Annotated in this window: 22 protein-coding genes and 1 pseudogene; 10 read left to right on the top strand and 13 right to left on the bottom strand. The window is 66.9% G+C overall.

The features are described from left to right. Nucleotides 1-246: pseudogene (locus DB708_RS05885) on the top strand (beta-ketoacyl-ACP synthase); the annotation flags it as partial. Nucleotides 247-253: 7 nt separating this feature from the next. On the opposite strand, the gene DB708_RS05890 reads toward DB708_RS05885, so the two are convergent. Together DB708_RS05890 and DB708_RS05895 are read right to left on the bottom strand one after the other, a co-directional pair. Further along, entirely contained in the window at nt 254-1,831 is a 1,578-nt protein-coding gene (locus DB708_RS05890) for a DNA polymerase Y family protein (RefSeq protein ID WP_108921028.1), read from the bottom strand. Then, on the bottom strand, nt 1,832-2,518 hold the full coding sequence (locus DB708_RS05895; protein WP_108921029.1) for a hypothetical protein: 687 nt from the start codon (nt 2,516-2,518) through the stop codon (nt 1,832-1,834). A 99-nt stretch (nt 2,519-2,617) separates the two neighbouring features. Between DB708_RS05895 and DB708_RS05900 the strand changes: the two genes are divergently transcribed. Next, nucleotides 2,618-3,214 carry a hypothetical protein gene (locus DB708_RS05900; protein ID WP_235616647.1) on the top strand — a complete coding sequence of 199 codons (597 nt, stop codon included), beginning with the start codon at nt 2,618-2,620 and terminating at the stop codon, nt 3,212-3,214. 17 nt (nt 3,215-3,231) lie between these two features. On the opposite strand, the gene guaA is transcribed toward DB708_RS05900, so the two are convergent. Together guaA and DB708_RS05910 are read right to left on the bottom strand one after the other, a co-directional pair. Next, on the bottom strand, nt 3,232-4,791 hold the full coding sequence (gene guaA / locus DB708_RS05905; RefSeq protein ID WP_108921030.1) for a glutamine-hydrolyzing GMP synthase: 1,560 nt from the start codon (nt 4,789-4,791) through the stop codon (nt 3,232-3,234). A gap of 57 nt (nt 4,792-4,848) precedes the next feature. Beyond that, a complete protein-coding gene (locus tag DB708_RS05910) occupies nt 4,849-6,042 on the bottom strand; it encodes an acyl-CoA dehydrogenase family protein (protein WP_108921031.1) in 1,194 nt (397 codons plus the stop codon). Between the two features lie 59 nt (nt 6,043-6,101). Here DB708_RS05910 and DB708_RS05915 point away from each other — a divergent pair, with 59 nt between their 5' ends. Continuing rightward, nucleotides 6,102-6,755 carry a TetR/AcrR family transcriptional regulator gene (locus DB708_RS05915; RefSeq protein ID WP_108921032.1) on the top strand — a complete coding sequence of 218 codons (654 nt, stop codon included), beginning with the start codon at nt 6,102-6,104 and terminating at the stop codon, nt 6,753-6,755. An 11-nt stretch (nt 6,756-6,766) separates the two neighbouring features. Here the strand turns inward: DB708_RS05915 and DB708_RS05920 are convergent, their stop codons facing one another. Beyond that, nucleotides 6,767-7,405 (bottom strand): winged helix-turn-helix transcriptional regulator, encoded by a 639-nt coding sequence (locus DB708_RS05920; RefSeq protein WP_108921152.1) that lies wholly within the window; start codon nt 7,403-7,405, stop codon nt 6,767-6,769. A gap of 78 nt (nt 7,406-7,483) precedes the next feature. Here DB708_RS05920 and DB708_RS05925 point away from each other — a divergent pair, with 78 nt between their 5' ends. The 5 genes from DB708_RS05925 (at nt 7,484) to DB708_RS05945 (ending at nt 14,022) form a co-directional block, all read left to right on the top strand. After that, nucleotides 7,484-9,007, top strand: coding sequence for a DHA2 family efflux MFS transporter permease subunit (locus tag DB708_RS05925; RefSeq protein WP_108921033.1), 1,524 nt, complete (start codon nt 7,484-7,486; stop codon nt 9,005-9,007). Further along, the gene (locus DB708_RS05930; protein WP_108921034.1) at nt 9,004-9,807 is read left to right on the top strand and encodes a class I SAM-dependent methyltransferase; all 804 of its coding nucleotides are present in this window, start codon (nt 9,004-9,006) and stop codon (nt 9,805-9,807) included. Before DB708_RS05925 ends, DB708_RS05930 begins: the two co-directional genes overlap by 4 nt. A gap of 44 nt (nt 9,808-9,851) precedes the next feature. Further along, entirely contained in the window at nt 9,852-10,649 is a 798-nt protein-coding gene (locus DB708_RS05935) for a beta-phosphoglucomutase family hydrolase (protein WP_235616648.1), read from the top strand. After that, on the top strand, nt 10,646-13,021 hold the full coding sequence (locus DB708_RS05940; RefSeq protein ID WP_108921036.1) for a glycoside hydrolase family 65 protein: 2,376 nt from the start codon (nt 10,646-10,648) through the stop codon (nt 13,019-13,021). The genes DB708_RS05935 and DB708_RS05940 overlap by 4 nt, the downstream gene beginning before the upstream one ends. 98 nt (nt 13,022-13,119) lie before the next feature. Continuing rightward, nucleotides 13,120-14,022, top strand: a complete 903-nt coding sequence (locus DB708_RS05945) for a TauD/TfdA dioxygenase family protein (protein WP_108921037.1) — start codon at nt 13,120-13,122, stop codon at nt 14,020-14,022. Between the two features lie 7 nt (nt 14,023-14,029). On the opposite strand, the gene DB708_RS05950 is transcribed toward DB708_RS05945, so the two are convergent. From DB708_RS05950 to guaB, 3 genes are all read right to left on the bottom strand, one after another. Continuing rightward, the gene (locus tag DB708_RS05950; RefSeq protein ID WP_108921038.1) at nt 14,030-15,766 is read right to left on the bottom strand and encodes a GMC oxidoreductase; all 1,737 of its coding nucleotides are present in this window, start codon (nt 15,764-15,766) and stop codon (nt 14,030-14,032) included. Between the two features lie 62 nt (nt 15,767-15,828). Beyond that, nucleotides 15,829-16,956, bottom strand: a complete 1,128-nt coding sequence (locus tag DB708_RS05955) for a GuaB3 family IMP dehydrogenase-related protein (RefSeq protein WP_108921153.1) — start codon at nt 16,954-16,956, stop codon at nt 15,829-15,831. Nucleotides 16,957-16,970: 14 nt separating this feature from the next. Next, a complete protein-coding gene (gene guaB / locus DB708_RS05960; protein ID WP_108921039.1) occupies nt 16,971-18,560 on the bottom strand; it encodes an IMP dehydrogenase in 1,590 nt (529 codons plus the stop codon). Nucleotides 18,561-18,722: 162 nt separating this feature from the next. Between guaB and DB708_RS05965 the strand changes: the two genes are divergently transcribed. Beyond that, nucleotides 18,723-19,136 carry a DUF5319 domain-containing protein gene (locus DB708_RS05965; RefSeq protein WP_108921040.1) on the top strand — a complete coding sequence of 138 codons (414 nt, stop codon included), beginning with the start codon at nt 18,723-18,725 and terminating at the stop codon, nt 19,134-19,136. A gap of 20 nt (nt 19,137-19,156) precedes the next feature. Here DB708_RS05965 and DB708_RS05970 read toward each other — a convergent pair whose 3' ends face one another. The 3 genes from DB708_RS05970 to DB708_RS05980 form a co-directional block, all read right to left on the bottom strand. Then, nucleotides 19,157-19,930: an anti-sigma-D factor RsdA gene (locus DB708_RS05970; RefSeq protein ID WP_108921041.1), complete on the bottom strand. Its 774-nt coding sequence runs from the start codon at nt 19,928-19,930 to the stop codon at nt 19,157-19,159. After that, nucleotides 19,923-20,498 (bottom strand): sigma-70 family RNA polymerase sigma factor, encoded by a 576-nt coding sequence (locus DB708_RS05975; protein ID WP_201263433.1) that lies wholly within the window; start codon nt 20,496-20,498, stop codon nt 19,923-19,925. Before DB708_RS05975 ends, DB708_RS05970 begins: the two co-directional genes overlap by 8 nt. Nucleotides 20,499-20,578: 80 nt before the next feature. Then, nucleotides 20,579-21,397 (bottom strand): hypothetical protein, encoded by an 819-nt coding sequence (locus DB708_RS05980; RefSeq protein ID WP_235616649.1) that lies wholly within the window; start codon nt 21,395-21,397, stop codon nt 20,579-20,581. Nucleotides 21,398-21,753: 356 nt separating this feature from the next. Between DB708_RS05980 and DB708_RS05985 the strand changes: the two genes are divergently transcribed. Beyond that, entirely contained in the window at nt 21,754-22,062 is a 309-nt protein-coding gene (locus tag DB708_RS05985; RefSeq protein ID WP_108921044.1) for a WhiB family transcriptional regulator, read from the top strand. 21 nt (nt 22,063-22,083) lie between these two features. Here the strand turns inward: DB708_RS05985 and DB708_RS05990 are convergent, their stop codons facing one another. Beyond that, the gene (locus DB708_RS05990; protein WP_108921045.1) at nt 22,084-22,563 is read right to left on the bottom strand and encodes a MarR family winged helix-turn-helix transcriptional regulator; all 480 of its coding nucleotides are present in this window, start codon (nt 22,561-22,563) and stop codon (nt 22,084-22,086) included. After that, a complete protein-coding gene (locus DB708_RS05995) occupies nt 22,560-23,294 on the bottom strand; it encodes a nitroreductase (protein ID WP_165839749.1) in 735 nt (244 codons plus the stop codon). The genes DB708_RS05990 and DB708_RS05995 overlap by 4 nt, the downstream gene beginning before the upstream one ends. Nucleotides 23,295-23,458 lie beyond the last annotated feature (164 nt).

Consider the following 23,458-nt stretch of genomic DNA (forward strand, 5'->3'; position numbering starts at 1 on the left):
GTGTATGCACCCAAGGCCGCGCTGGGTCACTCGGTGGGCGCGGTTGGCGCGGTGGAGTCGATCCTGACCGTGCTTGCGCTGCGGGATCAGGTGGTTCCGCCGACACTGAACCTGGAGAATCTCGACCCTGAGATCGACTTGGACGTGGTGTCGGGCAAGCCGTGGCCGGGCAACTACCGGTATGCGATCAACAACTCGTTCGGATTCGGAGGCCACAACGTGGCCGTGGCTTTCGGCCGGTACTGACACCGCCTTACTCGTAGATCCCTTCGAGGTACCACCGCCGCTGGCGATAGCACAGCAGCAACGCGCGTTCGCTTTCCAGCAATACCTGGGCGCGGGCCGTGCGGCCTGCCGATCGGTCGGTATCCCACCACCGCTCGTCGACCGGCCAAGGCCCGGCCCACCAGCGCAGTGGGTCGTCCTGGCCGCGGGCGACCAGGCGCGCGGGGGCGGCGGAGAACATCCCCCGGCCGGTTACCCGTATCGAGTTACCTTGGGCGTCAAGTAATTCCACCGGGTCATCGAGCAGTACCGCCGGCGACGGATCCGGCAGCTGGCCGGGCCACGGCAGTCCCGGGTCAGCGTGCGGCCCCGGCTCAGGATCTATTAGGCCCAGCGGGGTCAAGGTGATGCGTTCGGCCGGCCCGCGGCCTCCGGACAGCACCGGCACCCGTACCGCCTCCGGGCCGAGCAGGCCCTGCACTCGTACCAGCGCCCGGCGTGCCCGCAGCCTGCCCTCGTCGCCGAGGCCACCCCATAACGGCAGCTGCAGCGCCCCGGCCGACACCACCTCCACCGCCTGCAGCCGCAGCAATGTCACCGGCGCCGTCGGGCGGGGGTTGCGGGCGGCCCGGCTGCTCAACCACCCGTCCAGTTGCCAGCGCACTCGATCGGCGGTGGCGTCCTCGGTCAACGGCTCGGCGCACCGCCACACCCGGGTCAATTCCTCGCCGTTGGCGGTGACGGCATGAATGGACAACCGGGTACAGCCCAGTCCGGCGGACATCAGCATCTGGTGCAGCGCGCCGGCCAGCGAACGCCCGGCGAATGCCGCGGCGTCGACCCGGTCGATCGGCGGATCGCAGTCCAGCACGGCCTCGAGCTCGGCCGGTGGCTCCCGCCCGGACGGTCCCCGCTCTGGTTCGCCGCGGGCGAACCGGTGTGCGCTGCGCCCGTCGATGCCGAACCTGGAAGTCACGTCGGTAGCAGACAACGCAGCGAACTGCCCGATGGTTCGAATCCCCAACCGCCACAACAGATCCGTGAGCTCTTCTCGCCCCGGACCGGACAAACTCGGCTCGGTGGCCAGCTGCCGGATCGACAGCACCGACAGAAATTTCGCATCGCCGCCCACCGCGACGATGCGACCGGCCCTTGCGGCGAAGACCGCGGTGGACAACTGGTCGGCGACCCCGACCTGGCACTCGGCGCCGGCCGCGGCCACCGCGTCGATCAGCCGCTCGGCGGCGGTGGCCTCGGACCCGAAATAACGGGCCGCTCCGCGCACCGGCAACACCAGGAGCCCGGGCCGCAGCACCTCGGCCCGGGGCACCAAATCGTCGACCGCCGCAACCACCCCTTCGAAAAAGCGGGCGTCGCGGTCCGCGTCGGCGGTGGCGACGTGCAAGTGGGGACAGCGGGCCGCGGCCTCCCGGCGTCGCAACCCCCGCCGCACACCGGCTGCACGCGCGGCCGACGAGCAGGCGATCACCCGGTTGGCCAAAGTGACCGCGATCGGGGTCGTCACGGATTGGCCCGCCGCTGCTGCCGCCGCGACGGCAGGCCAATCCATGCACCAGATGGCCAGCACCCGGGAAGACATCCGAATTCACCCGGTTCGCGTTCGGCCGATCACCCGTCTGCCCGCGCACACCCCACTGACCTGCAGCCGCACTCCGCTGATTCGTCCGAATCCGCAGACGGGGGTACCCCGGTCACCCGCAGTGATCTCATAGCCGCAGACCCGGGCGACAAGCCGCGTCGGCGCTCCTTGCCAGTCGCCGTCGGTGACCAGCAGGGTGCAGCCCTTGAGCCGGGCGCGAGCCACCACTGCCCGCGCCCGGCTCAGTGGCACCCGGCGCCCGCCCAGACCGAGCACCACCAAATCCATGCCGTCGACGAGCACCGCGGCCACCTCCACCGGATCGGTTCCGGGATCCGGTATCACCGCGAGCCGGCTCAGGTCCGCCCCCATCTCCACCGCGGCCAGCAGTCCGATATCCGGCTGGCCGACGATGGCCGCGTTTCCTCCGGCCGCCGTCACCGCGGCGACCATGCTCAGTAGCAGTGACCGCGCCCCCGATAGCACCGCCACCGTCCCCCGGGGCAACTGCGTGGGCAGCGCGTCGGCCAGCCACTGCGGGACCGGCAGTTGGGATTCCGATTCCGGCAGCAGGTCATCGAGGCGGGCGACAGGCGCCTTCTCGGGCGACTTTCCGGACAACACCGCGATCTGCCGGCGTAGCGATTCGAGCTGTTCGGTGCGATCCTGGTTGGAGGCGACAGCCGCCGTCATACAAGCCTCCTACCAGCATATCTTCAATCTTTTTGGAATGTATGTTCGAGAGTAAACACCCACCCTCCGACAGCGTCAAGAAACGTAAGAGGCTGCTTTATGCGCTCGGTGCTGCTGTGGCTCCTGGTGCTTTTTGGTGTCGCTTTTCCGGCGCCGAGCCAGGCCGCGCCCTGCCAACCGGCAGAGTTCTTCGTCACCGACAACGCCGATCCGCTGTTCGAGCCGCAGGCCGACATGACGATCACCCAGGGCGGCGTCGCGGTAACGGGGTCGACCCCGCTCGACGGGGTGTACTGGTCGGACGCGCAGCAGCGGGTCATCTTTGAACGGTCCCGCGAATTTCATCTGTGCGGCGCCGACGAGCCCGCCCTGCACACCGCCGCCGAGGCCGTGCGCCGTCAGTTCGACCAGGAATCGGTGCTGTCCTTCGACTACCTGCCGCAGCATGCGGCGGAGCAGAACGCGATCCTCATCACCGTGCTGGGCGTCGACATCGAGCGCATTGGCACCGCGCTGGCGGCCGACCCGGCGGCCCGCAATCGGCTGCGGGGCGCATCCGTCACCGCGACCGACCACACCCTGATCCTGGTCGCTGTAAACGGCGATCGCGATGTGGCCCGACGACTGGTCGTCGAATCCGGCGGCGACTGGAACGCGGCCGGCATTGCTTATGGCAGAAGCGAATTCGTGGAGTAGCTATCCGAACGCCGCCGCTATTCCCATTCGATGGTGCCGGGCGGCTTGCTGGTGATGTCCAGCACCACTCGGTTGACCTCGGCCACCTCGTTGGTGATCCGGGTCGAGATGCGTTCGAGCACCTCATAGGGCACCCGGGTCCAGTCGGCCGTCATGGCATCCTCGCTGGACACCGGCCGCAGCACGATCGGGTGCCCGTAGGTGCGGCCGTCGCCCTGCACGCCGACCGAGCGCACCTCGCCCAGCAGCACCACCGGGCACTGCCAGATCAGGTTGTCCAAGCCGGCGGCGGTCAGCTCCTCGCGGGCGATCGAGTCGGCGCGCCGCAGCGTGTCCAGCCGCTTAGCGGTGACCTCGCCGACGATCCGGATACCCAGTCCCGGGCCCGGAAAGGGCTGGCGCCCAACGATTTCCTCGGGCAGCCCCAGCTCCCGTCCAACGGCGCGCACCTCGTCTTTGAACAGCAGCCGCAACGGCTCGACGAGCTTGAACTTCAGGTCGTCGGGCAGACCACCGACGTTGTGGTGGCTCTTGATGTTCGCGGTCCCGCTGCCCCCGCCGGACTCCACCACGTCCGGATACAGCGTGCCCTGTACCAGGAAGTCGACACCCGAGCCGTCGGCGGCCACGATGTCTCGAACCGCACCCTCGAACGCCCGGATGAACTGGCGGCCGATGATCTTGCGCTTGCCCTCGGGGTTGGTCACACCCGCCAGCGCCTCGAGGAAGGTATCGGCGGCGTCGACGGTGACCAGGTTGGCGCCGGTGGCGGCGACGAAGTCGCGCTGCACCTGGGCGCGCTCACCGGCGCGCAACAGCCCGTGGTCGACGAAGACACACGTCAGCCGGTCTCCGATGGCGCGCTGCACCAGCGCCGCGGCCACCGCGGAGTCCACCCCGCCGGACAGCCCGCAGATCGCATGGCCGTCGCCGATCTGGGCGCGCACCTGTTCGGTCAGCGCCTCGGCGATGTTGGCGGCAGTCCACTGGGCTCCGAGACCGGCGAAGTCGTGCAGAAACCGGCTGAGCACCTGCTGTCCGTGCGGGCTGTGCATCACCTCCGGGTGGTACTGCACGCCGGCCAACCGCCGGGCCCGGTTCTCGAAGCCGGCGACCGCCGCGCCGGAGCTGCTGGCCACCACGTCGAAACCCGCGGGCGCCGCCGTGACCGCGTCACCGTGACTCATCCAGACCGGCTGCACCGCGGGCAGTCCCGAATGTAGCTCGCCACCAATCACTTTCAGTTCGGTGCGACCGTATTCGCTAGTGCCGGTGTGCGCGACGGTCCCGCCCAGCGCCTGCGCCATCGCCTGGAACCCGTAGCAGATGCCGAACACCGGCACGCCAAGGTCGAACACCGCGGGATCCAGTTGCGGGGCGCCTTCGGCGTACACACTGGCCGGCCCGCCGGACAGCACCAGCGCCACCGGGTCCTTGGCTTTGATCTCGTCGATCGAGGCGGTGTGCGGGATGACCTCGGAAAAGACTCGCGCTTCGCGAACACGACGGGCGATCAGCTGCGCATACTGCGCGCCGAAGTCGACCACCAATACGGGCCGCGGCGAGGGTGCTTGCACGGCAGCCAGCTTAGTGGCTGGCACGACTGCCCGGGTGGGGCCGTACCTTCGCCGGTGTTACATCAGGTGGGTCGGTTGCGCAATGCCGAATCGGGTGTTGGCGTAGCGCTTCAGGGCCGACGGGCTGAAGTACACGTGCTGGCTGGCGGTGTGCAGATCCCTAAAGCAGCGTTGCAGCGGGTGACCCGCGCGCACCGCGCTCCCACCGGTCAAGTCGAACGTCGTATCGACCGCTTGACGTGCCGCACGCATCGCCTGTTGGGCGGCAAGCTGGAAGCGGGCGCGCTGCTGCAGCGATGGTGGATCGCCGGCGCAGGCGGTTTCGGTCAGTGCATTGGCCTCATCGAGAACGAAGGCTCGCGCCGAGGCCAAACCGGCTTCAGCCCTGGCGAACTCGACCTGGACGGCGGAGTCCTCGGCCAGCAGCTGGACCGTGCCGGCACGTGTCTTCGTCGGCGCGAGACCGGCGAATTCGTCGAGTGCGCGTCGCGCGATCCCGAGCGGGGCACCGACCATCCCGATCCCGACGAGCGTGAAGAACGGAATCCTCCACAACGGGCCGTCCTGGCGGGCCGGCTGGAAGAACGGGCTGATGGTGTGTTCTTCGGGGACTTTGAGGCCTCGGGCGACCACGTCGTTGCTGCCAGTGGCGCGCAGCCCCAGGACATCCCAGTTGTCGTCGATCTCGGCGTCAGCGCGCGGGAAGAACGCGAGGCGCCAGTCGGGGCCCTGCTCGGGGAGCATTCGCGGCGTGCCATCGTCGAAGACGAACATCCCGCCCAGCATCCACTCGGCATGCCGGGAACCGCTGGCAAACGGCCACCGCCCGTCGATGTCGAACCGGCCGCCACCGTCCGGGACGGCATGCCCGGTGGGCGAGAACACCGTGGCCGACAAAAAGTCGGCGTCCGAACCAAACAATTCCGTGGCGACAGTCGGTTCGAGCCAGGCGCTGAACGTCGGCGCACCGCCGCCGATGGCAGCGATCCAACCCGTCGAACCGTCGGCATGCGCCAATTCCTCGATCATCTGGATGTACTCGACCGGGGGCACTTCAAATCCGCCCAGCGAGCGCGGTTGTACCGCGCGGAAGATGCCGGCCGCGCGCAGGCGCTCGACCAGATCCAGCGGCAATGTTCCGAGCGCCTCGGCCTCGTCGGCGCGCCGCGCGATCTCGGGCACCAGGGCACGCGCTACCGCGATGGGGTCGCCGTCCGACAGGCTGGCGGCGGAGCATGTTGCACTTGTCATGTCACGTTTCCTACTCTAATACAGTAGCTTATATTCAATACAGGAGATTGTACTTAATTATGGGATCTGTCAATAGCCTGCCTCCGCGCCGCTACGACTCGACCCGTCGGCGCCAACAGGCCCAGCAGAACCGGCACGCGGTGCTCGCGGCGGCCCGGCAGCGATTCCTGGCCCAGGGCTATGCGGCGACGACGATCGCCGAAATCGCGCGGGACGCCACCGTGTCGGTCGAAACGGTGTACAAGGCCTTCGCGACGAAGGCGGGCGTGCTGAAAGCGGTCTTCGATGTGGCGGTCGCCGGCGACGACGAGCCGATTCCGATGGTCCAAAGAGACGTGATAAAAAACGTGGCCGATGAGGCCGAAGCGACTCGCAAGCTGGAGATGTATGCCGAGCACCTGGCCGCCACCATGCCGCACAGCGCGCCGGTCCAGCTACTCGCGCGCGATGGTGCCGCGTCGTCGCCAGACGCCGGTGAGGTCTGGAAGCAGATCCGGCAGGAAACGCTGGCTGGCATGACGATGTTCGCATCCGGTCTCGCCGGGACGGGACAGCTACGAGTCAGCGCCAAAGAAGCCCGCGATGTCCTGTGGACCTATCACGCACCCGAGCTCTACGAGCTTCTCGTCCTCGAACGCGGTTGGTCGGCCAGCCGCTACGGCAAGTTCATCGCCCAGGCACTCATCGATGCCCTGGTCGAATCCCGGGGCTGACCGGGGACCCGCTATAGCGAAAAGCTCGCGCGCACCGCGTCGACGGCGGCCGGGTCGCCCGTCACGGTGATGCGCCGCAGCGCCGCCTTCCGTTTGGCATCGCTTCGGCCCAGACGGGCGGTCACCAGATCCGCCGCGGCGGCGGTGATCGTCACCAATGGTTCGCCCTGAGCGCCGGCCAGGCGCCCCTGCGTGACCGCGAAGTCGAAACGCCGGCCGTCGATCTCGGCCCGGCAGGTCGCCTCTAACCCCGCCGCCCTACCCGAGTCGAAGCCGAGCAGGACGCCGGCAAGAAACCCGTTCAGCGGCGATGCCGGCCCGTCGTCGATCGGATCCAGCCGATCCAGGCCGAACCATGCGAGGGTCTGCAGGATGGGCAGCACCCGCTGCCAGCCCAGGTCGCTGAGGGTGTAGACGGTGCGCCCGATCGGCGCCGGCAAGTCCGCCCGGTCAACCAGCCCGGCGTCTTGCAGCTCGGTGAGTCGCTCGGCGAGCAAATTGGTTGCGATGCCGGGCAGTTGCGCGCGCAGGTCCGAATAGCGGTGGGCTCCACCGACCAACTCGCGCAGGATCAGCAGCGTCCACCGCTCACCGAGGACGTCAAGTCCACGCGCGATCGGGCAGTTCTGGTTGTAGTTGCGAGTCCGCACCACCCCACCTTACCGCGGAAGACATATTTTTCCATCTATTACTTGATTTCCTTGTCTATCAGATTTACCGTCTTGTCCATGCGAAGGATCCTGGCGCTCGCCGTCATCTGCCTAGGCGTCTTCGTCATCAGCGTCGACGCCACCATCGTCAACGTCGCTCTGCCTACGCTGTCGCGCGAACTCAATGCCGATACCGCCCAGCTGCAATGGATCGTCGACGCGTACACACTGGTCATGTCCGGACTGCTGTTGTCGGCCGGCAGCTTCAGCGACCGATTCGGCAGACGCGGCTGGCTCAATGCCGGGCTCGCGCTGTTTGCGATCACGTCAGGGCTTGCGGCACAGGCGAATTCCGCGGATCAGCTGATCGCGGCACGTGCCGCGATGGGTGTCGGCGCGGCGGTGATCTTCCCGACCACGCTGGGCCTGATCACCAACATCTTCACCGACCCGGCCCCCCGCGCCAAGGCGATCGGACTATGGGCAGCCATGGTCGGTGTCGGGGTGGCGGTGGGACCGATCAGCGGCGGCTGGTTACTCGAACACTTCTGGTGGGGCGCCATCTTCATGGTCAACATCCCGATCGCGGCGGTCGCCATCATCGGCGGTGTGTTGTTCGTCCCGACCTCCCGCGATCCCGCCGCACCACGCGTCGACGTCCCCGGGCTGCTGCTGTCGGCCGCCGGCGTCACCGCGCTGGTCTATACCGTCATCGAGGCGCCGTCGTGGGGTTGGACCAGCACCCGGGCCGCGATCGGCTTCGCTGTGGCCACCGCCCTGCTGATCGGGTTCGCGTTGGCCGAGCAGCGCAGCACGCATCCCATGCTGGACATCACGGTGTTCTCCAACCGCCGGTTCTCCGGGGGCAGCCTGGCGGTGACCGCCGGCTTCCTGACGCTGTTCGGCTTCATCTTCGTGATCACCCAGTACTTCCAATTCATCAAGGAATACAACGCATTTCAGAGTGGTGTGCGATTGCTGCCGGTCGCCATATCGATCGCGCTGGCCAGCATCCTGGGGCCGCGGTTGGTGGAGCGAATAGGCACCACCGCCGTCGTGGCCGGGGGCCTGACCGTGTTCGCGGCCGGCCTGGCCTGGGCGTCCACCGCCGATGCCGCGACGAGCTACGTCGAAATCGCCACGCAGATGCTGTTTCTCGGCGGTGGCCTGGGCCTGACGTTTGCGCCGGCCACCGAGGCGATCATGGGGTCGCTGCCGGCCGACAAGGCCGGCATCGGCTCCGCCGTCAACGACACCACGCGCGAGCTCGGCGGCACCCTGGGCGTGGCGATCGTGGGCAGCGTCTTCGCCTCGGTCTACTCCGCTCAGATCGGCTCGGCACCGTCGCTGGCCGCATTGCCGGCCGAGGTGCGCTCAGCGATGCGCAACTCAATGGCTGTGGCGTACAAGGTGATCGAACAGCTACCCGCGCAGCACGCCGGTCCGGTGCGCGACGCCGTCAACCACGCGTTCCTGGACGGCCTGCAAGTGGGCTCACTGGTGTGCGCGGGCATCGCACTGACTGCCGCAATCGTCGTCGCGGGGCTGTTGCCGGCTCGTGAATTGGAAAAAGCACGTCACTTAGAAAGGGAAAGGGCATGACTGCGATCGGAACCCAGTATTCGACCGGCCTCTCGCGGCACAACATCGAGCAGGCGTTGCTCACCGCCGGAAAGGACCTCGAGCACCTGGTACCCGCCGACCTGGACCTGGTGGAGGACTTCCACACCATGGGCCGCATGGCGACCGCTCAACTGGTCGACCTGGCTGGAATCACCAGCGACAGTTCGGTGCTGGACGCGGGCAGCGGAGTCGGCGGCACCGCGCGCTACATCGCCGACCGCTTCGGCTGCACCGTCACCGCCGTCGACCTCACCGACGAATACTGCGAAACACACCGTTGGCTCAATCGACTCGTCGGCCTAAACCACCGGATATCGGTTCATCAGGGCGACGTCACCGCACTCCCCTTCGCCGACGCCGGCTTCGACATCGCCATCAGCCAGCATGTTCAGATGAACGTGGCCGACAAGGTCCGCCTGTACTCCGAGGCTCGCCGGGTGCTGGTAAACGGGGGCCGCCTTGCCTTGTGGGACATCACCATTGGCGACAATCGCGAACTCTCCTATCCCCTGCCGTGGGCCGATCGGTCGGCACACAGCCATCTGGTCAGCCCCGACGACTTGCGCGCCGTCCTCGAGTCCGCCGGCTTCACCGTCGAACACTGGAACGACCTCACCGAACCGGCGAGCGCGCTGATGCAAACACTCCTGGCACAGCCGGCCAACCCGCTGGGTCTGCAGACATTCGTGGCCGATTTCGCTCGCAAGGCCGAAAACCTGACCGCTGCGTTGTCGGACGGACGGCTGCGGGTCATCCAAGGAGTCGCGCGGGCGAGTTGAACAACATGAGCGTTCGCTGGCGGCATACAGGCAAGCATGATGAAGTGGTTATCGCCCGACCACTCCTACAGTGGGGATGCTCTGTGCTGGGTCTGCCAGAGAAGGTGCGCGCCTGCTTGTTCGACCTCGACGGTGTGCTCACCGATACCGCGAGCGTGCATACCAAGGCCTGGAAGGCCATGTTCGACGCTTATCTGTCCCAGCGAGCCGAGCGCACCGGGGAGAAGTTCGTCCCCTTCGACGCCGCCGCGGACTATCGCAAATACGTCGACGGCAAGAAGCGGGAAGACGGGGTCCGGTCGTTTCTGCAGAGCCGGGGAATCGAGCTGCCCGACGGCAGTCCCGACGACTCCGGCGACGCCGAAACGGTTTACGGCCTGGGCAACCGCAAGAACGACATGTTCCAAAAGGTCCTCGACCGCGACGGCGTCGAGGTGTTCGACGGGTCGCGCCGGTACCTGGAGGCCGCCACGGACGCGGGGCTGGGCATCGCCGTCGTGTCGTCGAGCGCGAACACCCGGGAGGTGCTCGAGATCACCGGGCTGGACCGGTTCGTCCAGAAGCGGGTGGACGGGGTGACGCTGCGCGAGGAACACATCAAAGGCAAACCGGCGCCCGACTCCTATCTGCGGGGGGCGCAACTGCTCGACGTCGCCCCCGACGCGGCCGCGGTGTTCGAGGACGCGCTGTCGGGAGTGGCGGCCGGCCGTGCCGGTAATTTCGGCTACGTGGTGGGTGTCGACAGAGTGGGCCAGGCCGAAGATCTTCGCAAAAACGGCGCCGACGTCGTGGTGACCGACCTCGCCGAGTTGCTAGGGAATTCAACCGGGGTCCAGGCATGATCACCCAGGAGGCCTTCCCCGTCGAACCGTGGGTGATCCGCGAGACGCGGCTCGACCTGAACCTGATCGCCCAGTCCGAATCGCTATTCGCCTTGTCTAATGGGCACATTGGGCTGCGCGGCAACCTCGATGAGGGCGAACCGTACGGCCTGCCGGGCACCTACCTGAACTCCTTCTACGAGATCCGGCCGCTGCCCTACGCCGAGGCCGGCTACGGCTACCCGGAGGCCGGCCAGACCGTCGTCGACGTGACCAACGGCAAGATCATTCGCCTGTTCGTCGAGGACGAGCCCTTCGACGTCCGGTACGGCGAGCTCATCTCGCACGAACGTGTCCTCGACCTGAAGGCCGGGACGCTGACCCGCAACGCGCACTGGCGTTCGCCGGTGGGCAAGGAAATCAAGGTCACCTCCACCCGGCTGGTGTCGCTGGCCCACCGCAGTGTGGCCGCCATCGAGTACTGCGTCGAGGCGGTCAACGAGTTCGTCCGCGTCACGGTGCAATCCGAACTCGTCACCAACGAGGACCAGCCGACGACGTCGGCGGACCCCCGGGTGGCGGCCATTCTGGAAAAGCCGCTGGAGGCCGTCGAACACGACGAGACCGACTGCGGGGCGCTGCTGATGCACCGGACCCGGGCCAGCCAGCTGATGATGGCCGCGGGGATGGATCACATCGTCGAAGTTCCCGGGCGGGTCGAGGTCACCAACGACGCAGGGCCCGACCTGGCGCGAACCACCGTGATCTGCGGGCTGCGCCCCGGGCAGACGCTGCGCATCGTCAAATATCTGGCGTACGGCTGGTCCAGCCAGCGCTCCCGGCCCGCGCTGCGCGACCAGGTCGCCGCCGCGCTGCACGGCGCCCGGTACAGCGGGTGGGACGGGCTGGTGAAAGCCCAGCGGGAGTTCCTCGACGACTTCTGGGACAACGCGGACGTGGAGGTCGAAGGCGACTCCGAATCCCAGCAAGCGGTGCGGTTCGGGCTGTTTCACCTGGTGCAGGCCAGCGCGCGGGCCGAGCGCCGCGCCATCCCCAGCAAGGGGCTGACCGGAACAGGCTACGACGGCCACGCCTTCTGGGACACCGAGGGTTTCGTGCTTCCGGTGCTGACCTACACGCTGCCGCACGCGGTCGCCGATTCGCTGCGATGGCGGGCGTCGACGATGGACATGGCCAGGGACCGCGCGAAAGAACTCGGCCTCGAGGGCGTGAGCTTCCCGTGGCGGACCATCCGTGGCCAAGAGTGTTCCGGCTACTGGCCGGCCGGCACCGCGGCCTTCCACATCAATGCCGACATCGCGATGGCCTTCGAGCGCTATCGCGTCGTCACCGGCGACCAGTCGCTGGAGGCCGACTGCGGCCTGACGGTGCTGATCGAGACGGCCCGGCTGTGGATGTCGCTCGGACACCATGACCGCCACGGCGTCTGGCACCTGGAGGGCGTCACGGGCCCCGACGAGTACACGGCGATCGTGCGCGACAACGTCTTCACGAATCTGATGGCCGCGCACAACCTGGTCGTCGCCGCCGACGCCTGCAACCGCCACCCCGAGGCAGCCGAGGCGATGGGTGTCACCCACGAGGAGACGGCCTCCTGGCGCGACGCGGCCGATTCCGTCAACATTCCTTATGACGAGGAGCTGGGTGTCCACCAGCAGTGCGAAGGCTTCACCAAGTTCGCCGAGTGGGATTTCGAGAACCGGCACAAATACCCGCTGCTGCTGCATGAGCCGTATGTGCGGCTCTACCCGGCGCAGGTGATCAAGCAGGCCGACCTGGTGCTTGCCATGCAGTGGCAGAGCCACGCGTTCACTGCCGAACAGAAGGCCCGCAACGTCGACTACTACGAGCGTCGCACGGTGCGCGACTCGTCGCTGTCGGCCTGCTGTCAGGCCGTGATGTGTGCGGAGGTCGGACATCTAGAGCTCGCGCACGACTACGCGTATGAGGCCGCGCTGATCGATCTGCGCGATCTGCACTCCAACACCCGTGACGGGTTACATATGGCATCGCTGGCCGGCGCCTGGATGGCGATCGTCGCGGGCTTCGGCGGCCTGCGCGACGACGACGGCATCCTGGAAATCGATCCCGCGCTGCCCGACGGCATCACCCGGCTGCGGTTTCGGGTGCGGTGGCGCAAGTTCCGGCTGATGGTCGACGCCAACCACGCCGACGTGACCTACACCCTCAGCGACGGGGACACCGGTGAACTGGCCATCCGGCACGCCGGCGAGGAAGTCCTGCTCAAGACGGATTCACCGACGACCATCGCGGTCCGTCAGCGCAAGGCACTGTTGCCGCCGCCGCCGCAGCCGCCAGGATGCGAGCCCACTCACCGACGCGCCCAGGCCCATCAGCTCGGAGGCCAGTAAGGCCAGGTCAAACGGGGTTGCCGAAACTGTAGCCAAGCGACTACACTCGGGCTTAGTCAATTGACTACACGCGATGTTCAAGCAAGGGGACTACAGCCATGACAGACCAGATGACCGTCACCAAGTTGGGCAGCCGGATCGGCGCTCGGGTCGACGGGGTGCAACTCGACGGCGACCTCGACCGCGCCGCCGTCGAGGAGATCCGCGGGGCGCTGCTGACCCACAAGGTCATCTTCTTCCGCGGCCAGCACCACCTCGATGACCAAAAGCAGCTCGCATTCGGCGGACTGCTGGGCACGCCCGTCGGGCACCCGGCGGCAGGTGCGCTCGCGGCTAAAGGCGCCCCGGTCATCACGCCGATCGACTCGGAGTACAGCAAAGCCAACCGCTGGCACACCGACGTCACCTTCGCCGCGAACTACCCGGCGGCGTCGATCCTGCGCGCCGTCACCCTGCCCAGCTACGGCGGATCGACGCTGTGGGCCTCGACGGCCGCGGCCTATCTGGATCTCCCCGCGCCACTTCAACGCCTCGTCGAGAACCTGTGGGCGCTGCACACCAACCGTCACGACTACGTGAGCGCCGAGGCGACCTTGGCGATGAGCGACGCGCAGCAAGCGTTCCGCCAGGCGTTCGAGAGACAGGACTTCCAGACCGAGCACCCGGTGGTCCGCGTGCACCCCGAGACCGGCGAGCGCACACTGATCGCCGGCAATTTCGTGCGCAACTTCGTCGGCCTGGACAGCCACGAGTCGAACGTTCTGCTCGAACTACTACAGCAGCGAATCACTAAGCCCGAGAACACTATTCGCTGGAACTGGGAAGCCGGCGATGTGGCCATCTGGGATAACCGGGCGACCCAGCACCGGGCGGTCGACGACTACGATGACCAGCCGCGGCTGATGCACCGAGTCACGCTGATGGGCGACGTGCCGGTCAACGTGCACGGCGAGCGCAGCCGGGTGGTCAAGGGCGCACCGCTCGAGGTGATCGCGAGCTAGCGAGGGGTCAGCTCGCCGAGGTGACGGGGTCGATCGGCAACCAGCGCAGCGCGCCGGGCGCGTCCGCCGGCACCACCGGGTGCTGCGGTGCAATCGGGTCCAGCCGGCGGTAGGCATCGCCCTGCAGCGGCCGCTGATCGATCTCGCCCTTATTCGGCCACAGCGAGGCGGCCCGCTCGGCTTGCGCGGTGATCGACAGCGACGGGTTGACGCCCAGATTCGCCGAAATCGCCGCGCCATCCACCACCAGCAGCGACGGATAGCCGTAGACGCGGTGATACGGGTCGATGACGCCGTGCTCGGGGCCGTCGCCGATCACGGCACCGCCGAGGAAGTGCGCGGTCAGCGGAATGTTGAACAGCTCGCCCCAGGTACCGCCGGCAACGCCGTCGATCTTGGCGGCGATGCGGCGGGTGACCTCGTTGCCGGCCGGGATCCACGACGGGTTCGGCTCGCCGTGCCCCTGCTTGCTGGAGTACCAGCGGATGCCCAGCTTTCCGCGCTTGGTGAACGTGGTGATCGAGTTGTCCAGGTGCTGCATGACCAGTGCGATCACCGTGCGTTCGCTCCACTGACGGGGATTGAGCAACCGCAACATCGTGCGCGGGTCCGCACCCGCGGTGTCGAGCAACTGCCTCCAGCGCGGCACGTCGGTACCTTGCGGGCCGGGGCCGTCGGTCATCAAGGTCTGCAGCAGCCCCATCGCGTTGGAGCCCTTGCCGTAACGGACGGGTTCGACATGAGTGTCCGACGTCGGGTGAATCGACGACGTGATCGCCACCCCATGCGTCAAGTCCAGATCCGGGGAGACCTTCAACCGTCCGGCGCCGACGATCGATTCCGAATTGGTCCGGGTTAAAACACCCAAACGCGTTGAAAGACGCGGCAACCGGCCCTTGTCGCGCATCTTGAACAGCAGATGCTGAGTCCCCCAAGTGCCCGCGGCCAGGATCACATGGCTTGCGGTATAGGTGCGCCGATCCCGGCGCAGCCAGCTTCCGGTGCGGACGGTGCGGACCTTCCACAACCCGTCGGACCCCTGCTCGAAGCTCTTTACCGTTGTCATCGGAATGACTTGTGCCCCAGCCGATTCCGCGAGCCCCAGGTAGTTCTTGAGCAGCGTGTTCTTGGCACCGTAGCGGCAGCCCGTCATGCAGCAGCCGCATTCCAAGCAACCGGTGCGGTCGGGGCCCGCGCCGCCGAAGAACGGGTCGGGCACCGTCTTTCCGGGCGTCTTGGTTCCGTCGGGGCCGAAGAACACTCCGACCGGGGTCGGCACAAACGTGTCCCCGCACCCCATGTCGTCGGCCACTTCCTTGACGATCCGGTCGGCATCGGTGAACGTCGGATTCTCGACCACACCCAGCATCCGCTGCGCCTGCAGGTAGTGCGGCATCAGCTCGCCGCGCCAATCGGTGATGTGCGACCACTGCTGATCGTTGAAGAACGGGTCCGGCGGCACATACAGCGTGTTGGCGTAGTTCAGCGACCCGCCGCCCACTCCGGCGCCGGCCAGGATCATCACGTTTTTCAGCGGGTGAATCCGCTGGATGCCGTAGCAGCCCAGCCTGGGAGCCCAGAGGAACTTGCGCAGATCCCACGACGTTTTGGCGAATTCCGCGTCAGAATAGCGGCGGCCAGCCTCCAATACGCCTACACGGTAACCCTTTTCGGTCAACCGCAGCGCGCTGACACTGCCGCCGAAACCCGAACCAATGATCAGGACATCGAAATCTGGCTTCATCCCCACCAGTATGAACTTACCGGCCAGTAATGAGCTAGGGGTCCGTTAATGCCCCCAAAGCCCTAGATGCCGACGGTCAAGCCGACCTTCTGGAATTCCTTGAGGTCGCAGTAGCCGGCCTTGGCCATCGACCGGCGCAAACCGCCGACCAGGTTGAGGCTGCCGAACGGATCGTCGGACGGCCCGTTGAGCACCTGCTCGAGCGGCGGTCGCTCACCGACGGCGATCTGCAGCAGCGCCCCGCGCGGCAGCGACGGGTGTGCCGCGGCGGACGGCCAGAACCACCCGCCGCCGAGCGCCTCGTCGCTTTCGGCCAGCGGCGTGCCCAGCACCACCGCGTCGGCACCGCAGGCGATGGCCTTGGCCAGCTCACCGGAGGTGTGAATGTCACCGTCGGCGAGCACGTGCACGTAGCGGCCGCCGGTCTCGTCGAGGTATTCGCGGCGCGCCGCCGCGGCGTCAGCGATCGCGGTGGCCATCGGCACGCTGATGCCCAGCACCTCGTCGCTGGTGGTCACGCCCCGGGTAGAGCCGTAGCCGACGATGACACCCGCGGCGCCGGTACGCATCAGGTGCAGCGCGGTGCGGTGATCGAGCACGCCGCCCACCACCACCGGCACGTCGAGCTCGGAGATGAAACTCTTCAGGTTCAGCGGCTCGCCGTTGGAGGCGACCCGCTCCGCCGAGACGATGGTCCCCCCGATGACCAGCAGGTCGATGCCGGCCTGCAGCAATACCGGCGTCAACGACTGGGCGTTCTGCGGGCTGATTCGTACCGCGGTGGTCACACCGGCCTCGCGGATGCGAGCCACCGCGGCGGCGAGCAGGTCCGGGTTCAGCGGCGCGGCGTGCAGCTCCTGCAGCAGCCGGATCGACGCCGAGGGTTCGGGCTCCTTGGAGGCGGCCTCGATCAGCTGCGCGATCTTGGCCTCCACGTCCGCATGCCGGCCGATCAGCCCCTCGCCGTTGAGCACGCCCAGTCCACCGAGCCGGCCCAGCTCGATCGCGAACTCCGGCGACACCAACGCGTCGGTCGGGTGCGCCACCACGGGGATCTCGAATCGGTAGGCGTCCAACTGCCAGGTCGTCGAGACGTCCTGCGACGAGCGGGTGCGCCGGGACGGCACGATGCTGACTTCGCTGAGTTCGTAGGTGCGACGGGCGACGCGGCCCATCCCGATCTCGACCATGTTCAGTTCGCTGCTCACCGCGCGTAATAGTTCGGCGCTTCGACGGTCATGGTGACGTCGTGGGGGTGGCTCTCTTTGAGTCCGGCCGAGGTGATCCGGACGAACTGCGCCTGCTGCAGCACCTCGATGGTCGGCGAGCCGGTGTAGCCCATCGCGGCGCGCAGACCGCCGGTCAGCTGATGTATCACCGACGAGAGCGGGCCGCGGAACGGCACCCGGCCCTCGATGCCCTCGGGCACCAGCTTGTCCTCGGAGAGCGCATCGTCGGCGAAGTAGCGGTCCTTGGAGTACGACTTGCCGCCGCTGCGGCCTGCCATCGCGCCGAGCGACCCCATGCCGCGGTAGCTCTTGAACTGCTTGCCGTTGACGAAGATCAGCTCGCCGGGCGCCTCGGCGGTGCCGGCCAGCAGCGAGCCCAGCATGGCCGTCGATGCGCCGGCCGCCAGCGCCTTGGCGATGTCGCCGGAATACTGCAGTCCGCCGTCTGCGATGACCGGCACACCGTGCGGTCCGCAGGCCGCGACGGCTTCCAGGATCGCGGTGATTTGAGGTGCACCTACCCCGGCAACCACGCGGGTGGTGCAGATCGAACCCGGCCCCACCCCGACCTTCACGGCGTCGGCCCCGGCCTCGACGAGTGCCAAGGCGGCCGAGCGGGTGGCGACGTTGCCGCCGATCACCTCGACCTTCTCGCCGACTTCGGCCTTGAGCTTGCCGACCATGTCGAGCACGGTGCGGTTGTGCGCGTGCGCGGTATCCACGATCAGCACGTCGGAGCCGGCGTCGACCAGCATCATCGCGCGCACCCAGGCGTCACCGCCGACACCGACGGCGGCGCCCACCAGCAGCCGGCCATCGCTGTCCTTGGTGGCCAGCGGGTGTTGTTCGGTCTTGACGAAGTCTTTGACGGTGATCAGCCCGGTCAGCCGGCCGTGGCCGTCGACGATAGGCAGCTTCTCGATCTTGTTGCGGCGCAACAGGCCCAGTGCCGCGTCCGCACTGACGCCCTCGCGGGCGGTGATCAGCGGGGCCTTGGTCATCACCTCGGAGACCGGCCTGGTCTGGTCGACCTCAAACCGCATGTCGCGGTTGGTGATGATCCCGACGAGCGCGCCGGAGTCGTCGACGACGGGCAGGCCGGAGATTCGGAACCGGGCGCACAGCGCGTCAACCTGGGCCAGCGTGTTGTCCGGGCGGCAGGTGACCGGGTCGGTGACCATGCCGGCTTCGGAGCGCTTGACCATCTCGACCTGGCCGGCCTGTTCGGCGACCGGCAGGTTGCGGTGCAGCACACCCATGCCGCCGGCGCGGGCCATCGCGATGGCCATCCGCGACTCGGTGACGGTGTCCATCGCCGAGCTCACCAGCGGCACTCGCAGCCGGATCTTCTTGGTTAGCTGACTGGAGGTGTCGGCAGTCGCGGGAACCACATCGGACGCCGCCGGCAGCAGCAGCACATCGTCGTAGGTCAGGCCTAGCATCGCCACCTTGTTCGGGTTATCTCCCCCGGTCGGCACCGGATCGTCGGTCAAACCGCCGACGCGCAGGTAGGGACTTGCGACCAGGTCGGAGCTGTCTTCGAGATGGGACGTGCCACGGGACATCGGTGAAACCCTCCATACGCGCGCGGAGCGACCACCCCATCCTATCGGTCCCGACCGTCGAGGAGTTGCACCTGCTGGCGTGCCGCCCGCCCCAAATCGGACCGCGGGCGACGCGCGTCTACCTGCTGGCGTTAGCACGGCCCGCCTGCGTAGGCTAGGGGCGTGCGTGACCACCTCCCCCCGGGTTTGCCACCCGACCCGTTCGCGGACGACCCGTGTGACCCGTCGGCGGCGCTGGACGCTGTCGAGCCTGGACAGCCTCTGGATCAGCAAGAACGGATGGCGGTCGAAGCGGACCTGGCCGATCTGGCCGTTTACGAAGCACTGTTGGCGCACAAGGGAATTCGCGGACTTGTGGTGTGCTGCGACGAGTGTCAGCAAGACCACTATCACGACTGGGACATGCTGCGGTCCAACCTGCTGCAATTGCTGATCGACGGCACCGTCCGCCCCCATGAGCCTGCTTACGACCCGGAGCCCGATGCCTACGTCACGTGGGATTACTGCCGGGGATACGCCGACGCCTCGCTCAACGAAGCGACGTCAGACGCCGACGGATTTCACCGGCGACACTGAGTGTTTGAGCGGCCCGCTTTCTAGGGCGTATTGCTTGGCGCGACCGATGACTGGTGTCGATGGTGGCTGTGGCTCGCAGCAAGACTCGGGTTTTGACTGGGCACCAATAGGGTTGCGCTCGGGCTGATTGCCTTTGGTGTCGCGGAAATTTGCGACTGCGGAGCCGGAAGCACCACCGAGCTTGGCGGCGGCGCGGCCGGCGGGAGCGTCGCATTCGGGTCGCGTGAATCGACTTTCGCGTTCAGCAGATCGATCTCGTCCAGCAATTCTTTTCGACCGGCGCTGTCGTTCAACGACTGCACGGTGCTGCTGACTTCCGCCAGCTGATTCTCGGCCTGGGTCCACTGCCCCTTGTCGATCAGTTGCTTGACTTTCGCCAGGTCGGCCTTGGCGGACAACATGGTCTGGTTCTGGTTGACCCGCGACTCGTCGAAGAACATCGAGTGCAGCCCGTACAGGGTCCCCCCGGGTCGGGCCTCGACCACCATGGCGCCGAACCCGCTGAGGGCCAACAATGTCGCCGCCACCGAGCCGATCGCCGCCAGTCCGCGCCTGCCACGCCGCTGCTCGGCCATCCCGGCGCGCAGCGCCCCCACGGCCTCCTCCGGCGAAACCAGTGCGCTGGCCGGCGGCCACCGCAAGTCGTCGCGCCAATCCCCCAGCAGGGCGGCCAACGCATCGTCGTTGGGATCGTCGACGTCGATCCGTTGGCGTTCGGCGAGCGCATCCAGGAGCAGATCGGTCCGGCTCAACTCGTCGAGCCCTGGTCGGTCTGAGAAACCAAATTCAGGCATAGTCACCTGCTGCAACCATCTCGGATTTGAGCCGCGACAAAGCTCGGTGCTGAGCTACCCGGACGGCTCCTGGCGTTGCGCCAACGGCGGCGGCAGTCTCTTCGGCAGACAGGCCGACGACGACGCGAAGGATCAGAATCTCGCGCTGCTTGGCGGGAAGGATGTCGAGTAATTCGTTCATGCGACTGACCGAATCGGCTTCGAGGGCTCGCTGTTCAGGGCCTGCCTCGGACGACCAGCGCTCGGGAACGGAATCGGAGGGGTAGGCGAGATCGCGGCCAGCGGCGCGATGGGCATCGGCCACCTTGTGTGCCGCAATGCCGTACAGGAAGGCCAGAAACGGGCGTCCTCGATCCCGATAACGCGGCAGTGCCGTCAAAGTCGCCAAGCACACCTCCTGAGCCACATCGTCGGCTGTCAGGCCCCCCCGCTCGACTGTGCCGACTCGCGCCCGGCAATATCGCACCACAATCGGACGGATGGTCTCCAGCACCTCCCGTAGGGCGTTCCCATCTCCCGCTACGGCTTCTGCAACCACAGCGTCGAGACGTTCACCTTGAATTGTCATCGACGGCGGTATCTCCAACGTTACAAACCGGACACATCGCGGGCTAACTCTCGCAATGACCATAACGGCCGCAAGCCGTTTCAGGCGGCAGGCCAGGTTCCACCGGCGCGCCGCACCTGGCCTGCGCAGACATCCCGAATTTCGGCCAGCTTTTGTGCCGAAAATGTGACGCTTCGGATATCGATCAGCAAGCAAGCCACCGCCCAGCGCAGGGGTATCAGCCCCGATCGTTCGGTGCCGTCCAGCGCGGCATCGGCCACGGCGCGGGCCCGCTCGGTGTCGCCGGCGCTGCATAGCGCGGCGGCGAGCACCACTTCGCTCTTCACCCGGTGCCGCTCCGATGCTGGCCCGATGGCCTGCGCTAGCTCGACGGCCTGCTCGGCTTCACGGACCGCGACCGCGCCATCACCGCGAGCCATCGCCAACTCGGCACCGACCCATCGCCGGCGCACCGGCAACCGATCCGGCACAGAGGCGGCCGCCAACGCCGAGTCCGCCCACGCCAACAACGCCGCCGCAGCAGCGAAGCGGCCGATGCCCAAAGCGTCGGCCGCCAATCCAATCAGGGCGTCGGCGCGAGCTTCGGGGTCGGTGCCGGCGAGCGCGAGGGCACGGCCGTCCCAGCCGCGGGCGCGCGCGTGCCAACCGAGTTGGCGCAGAAACGATCCGTGCGTGCTGTGGGCCAGTGAGACGAGCCGACCCGAGGCATTGCCGCGGCGCAGCGCCGCCAGGTCTCGGTAGGCGCTGCCGTAACGGCCCTGCCCGCCGGCCGCAACAGCTCGCAGCCACAACTCGTTTGCTGTGGTCGCCGTCGGCAGAGGCCAGCGTGCGGGCTGATCGCCGAACGCGGCCGCAGCCAGGGCCGACTCAATCATCGAAGTATGGGGAGTTTCAATCACGGTGATAGAAGTAAACAGTTCATGGTGATGATGTTACCGAAATGTTAATCACAATCATCTGTGTAATAAATGGCTTCTACTAGTCCTTGTACTCTGAGCTGGGAAATCTTACTTCGGTCAAGTGCCTGGTAGCACCGTTCTCCTACCCGAAATGCGTTGCAGATGAACGTAGAGTTAATTCTCTTCAAACCGCTACATATTTTGTCACACTAAACGCCTATTGACGGAAATTCATCAACCCACCTAAGTTCTAGCAATGACGGGTAGTCATCGGTGACACCACCCTTAAATCAGTTGCACACTCACTTTGCGAACCTAACCTCACTTGGGCGTGCCGTGCAGAGAGGGAACTAGCCATGCCACAGCCGGAGCAGCTACCCGGGCCCAACGCGGACATCTGGAACTGGCAACTGCAGGGACTGTGCCGCGGTGTTGACTCGTCGATGTTCTTTCATCCCGACGGCGAGCGTGGCCGTGCCCGCATGCAGCGTGAGCAGCGCGCCAAGGAGATGTGCCGGCAATGCCCGGTGATCCAGCAGTGCCGGTCGCACGCACTGGATGTCGCTGAGCCCTACGGAGTGTGGGGCGGCCTGTCCGAATCGGAACGCGACATGCTGCTGAAGGGCGACATCGGCCGCAACCGCGGTATCCGCCGCTCGGCCTAGTCAGCATCGAAGAAATCTCGCCTACCGCTCGGCGGCAGCAGCGAATCGCGTGAGCAGATCGGACAATTGCGCCGCCTCGCCCGGCCGCATTGCCGACACTAGTCGCTCAGCCAGTGGCTCCGCGGCGAGGTGAGCGGCGTCGAAAAGCTCAATTCCCTTGGCGGTGATCTCCACAGCACGCACCCGCCGATCCCCGGGCACCGATTTGCGCACCGCGAGCTTCTTGCGCTCCAGGTCGTCCACGACCCGCATGATTCCCGCCTTGTCCGAGCCCGTCGCATCGACCAAATCCCGCTGCTCCGTGGGCCCGCGGTTGACGAGTACGAGCAGCACGGCGAAATGTCGCAACTCGATGCCCAGCGGCCGCAGCGCTTCTGACATCACCGCGGCCGCATGCCAGTGCGCCCGGCGCAGCAACAAACCGAGCGCGAATGGCGACGGATCGCCGGGGCGGTCGGTCGCACGCGCGGCGGCCCCGCGCCTGCGGGCGTCACCAGTCATGACGCTCGGAGAGTTTCAGCGAGACCCAAAACCGGGTCGGGTCCGGTCTCTTGGAATTCGGGCGACTCGTCGTCGACGAATGTCACCGTTTCGTCCAGCGGCGCCCGCCCGGTACGGACGTAACTGACCGCCGGGTCCTCGTAGCCAATTGACATGCCGCAGAAGAGCATCAGCCGGCCCGGGGGGCAAAGTGTCTCCGCGACTGTCTCGCGAACCTGCGACCACGCCATCTGCGGGCAGCTGTCCAGGCCCTCGGCGCGTAGGAGCAGCATGACCGTCTGCAAATACATTCCAAGGTCGACCCATTGGGCCGGGCCCATGTCGCGATCGATGTAGCAGAACAGGGCTGCGGGGGCGCCGAAACAATCCCAGTTGGCAATGGCCGCCCGCTGCCGTGCCTCCCAATCTTCGCGCGCAATACCGAGTGCGCTGTAGCGCTCCTTGCCGAACGCGGACCGCCGGTCGCGATACGGGGACTTCAGCGCTTGCGGGTACATCTCGTACTCCCGCTCGTCCCACGCGACGCCCGCGGCCACCCGCTCGACCGCGCGCTTTTTCAGCGCGGCCAACGGCGCACCGGTCACCACGTAGATGTTCCACGGCTGAATGTTGGAGCCCGACGGTGCCCGCGCCGCGGCGGACAGCACCCGCTCAAGCACCTCTCTCGGCACTGGCTGGTCGGTGTATCCGCGCACTGCCCGCCGACTTGTGACTGCCTCGTATACGTCCATGATCGCCTACCTACCATCCGGAACTTTGCTATTCGTATCATATAATACTGTATTGAACGCTACTATTCCCGGACGGACGGCCGGCCCTCGAACGAGCCCGCACTGCAAGGCCGCATTGATATCGCACGTTGTCAATTCGCCTGACCTCGTTGGCTTTCGGCTAT

Source organism: Mycobacterium montefiorense, from assembly GCF_003112775.1.
GTDB classification, from domain to species: domain Bacteria; phylum Actinomycetota; class Actinomycetes; order Mycobacteriales; family Mycobacteriaceae; genus Mycobacterium; species Mycobacterium montefiorense.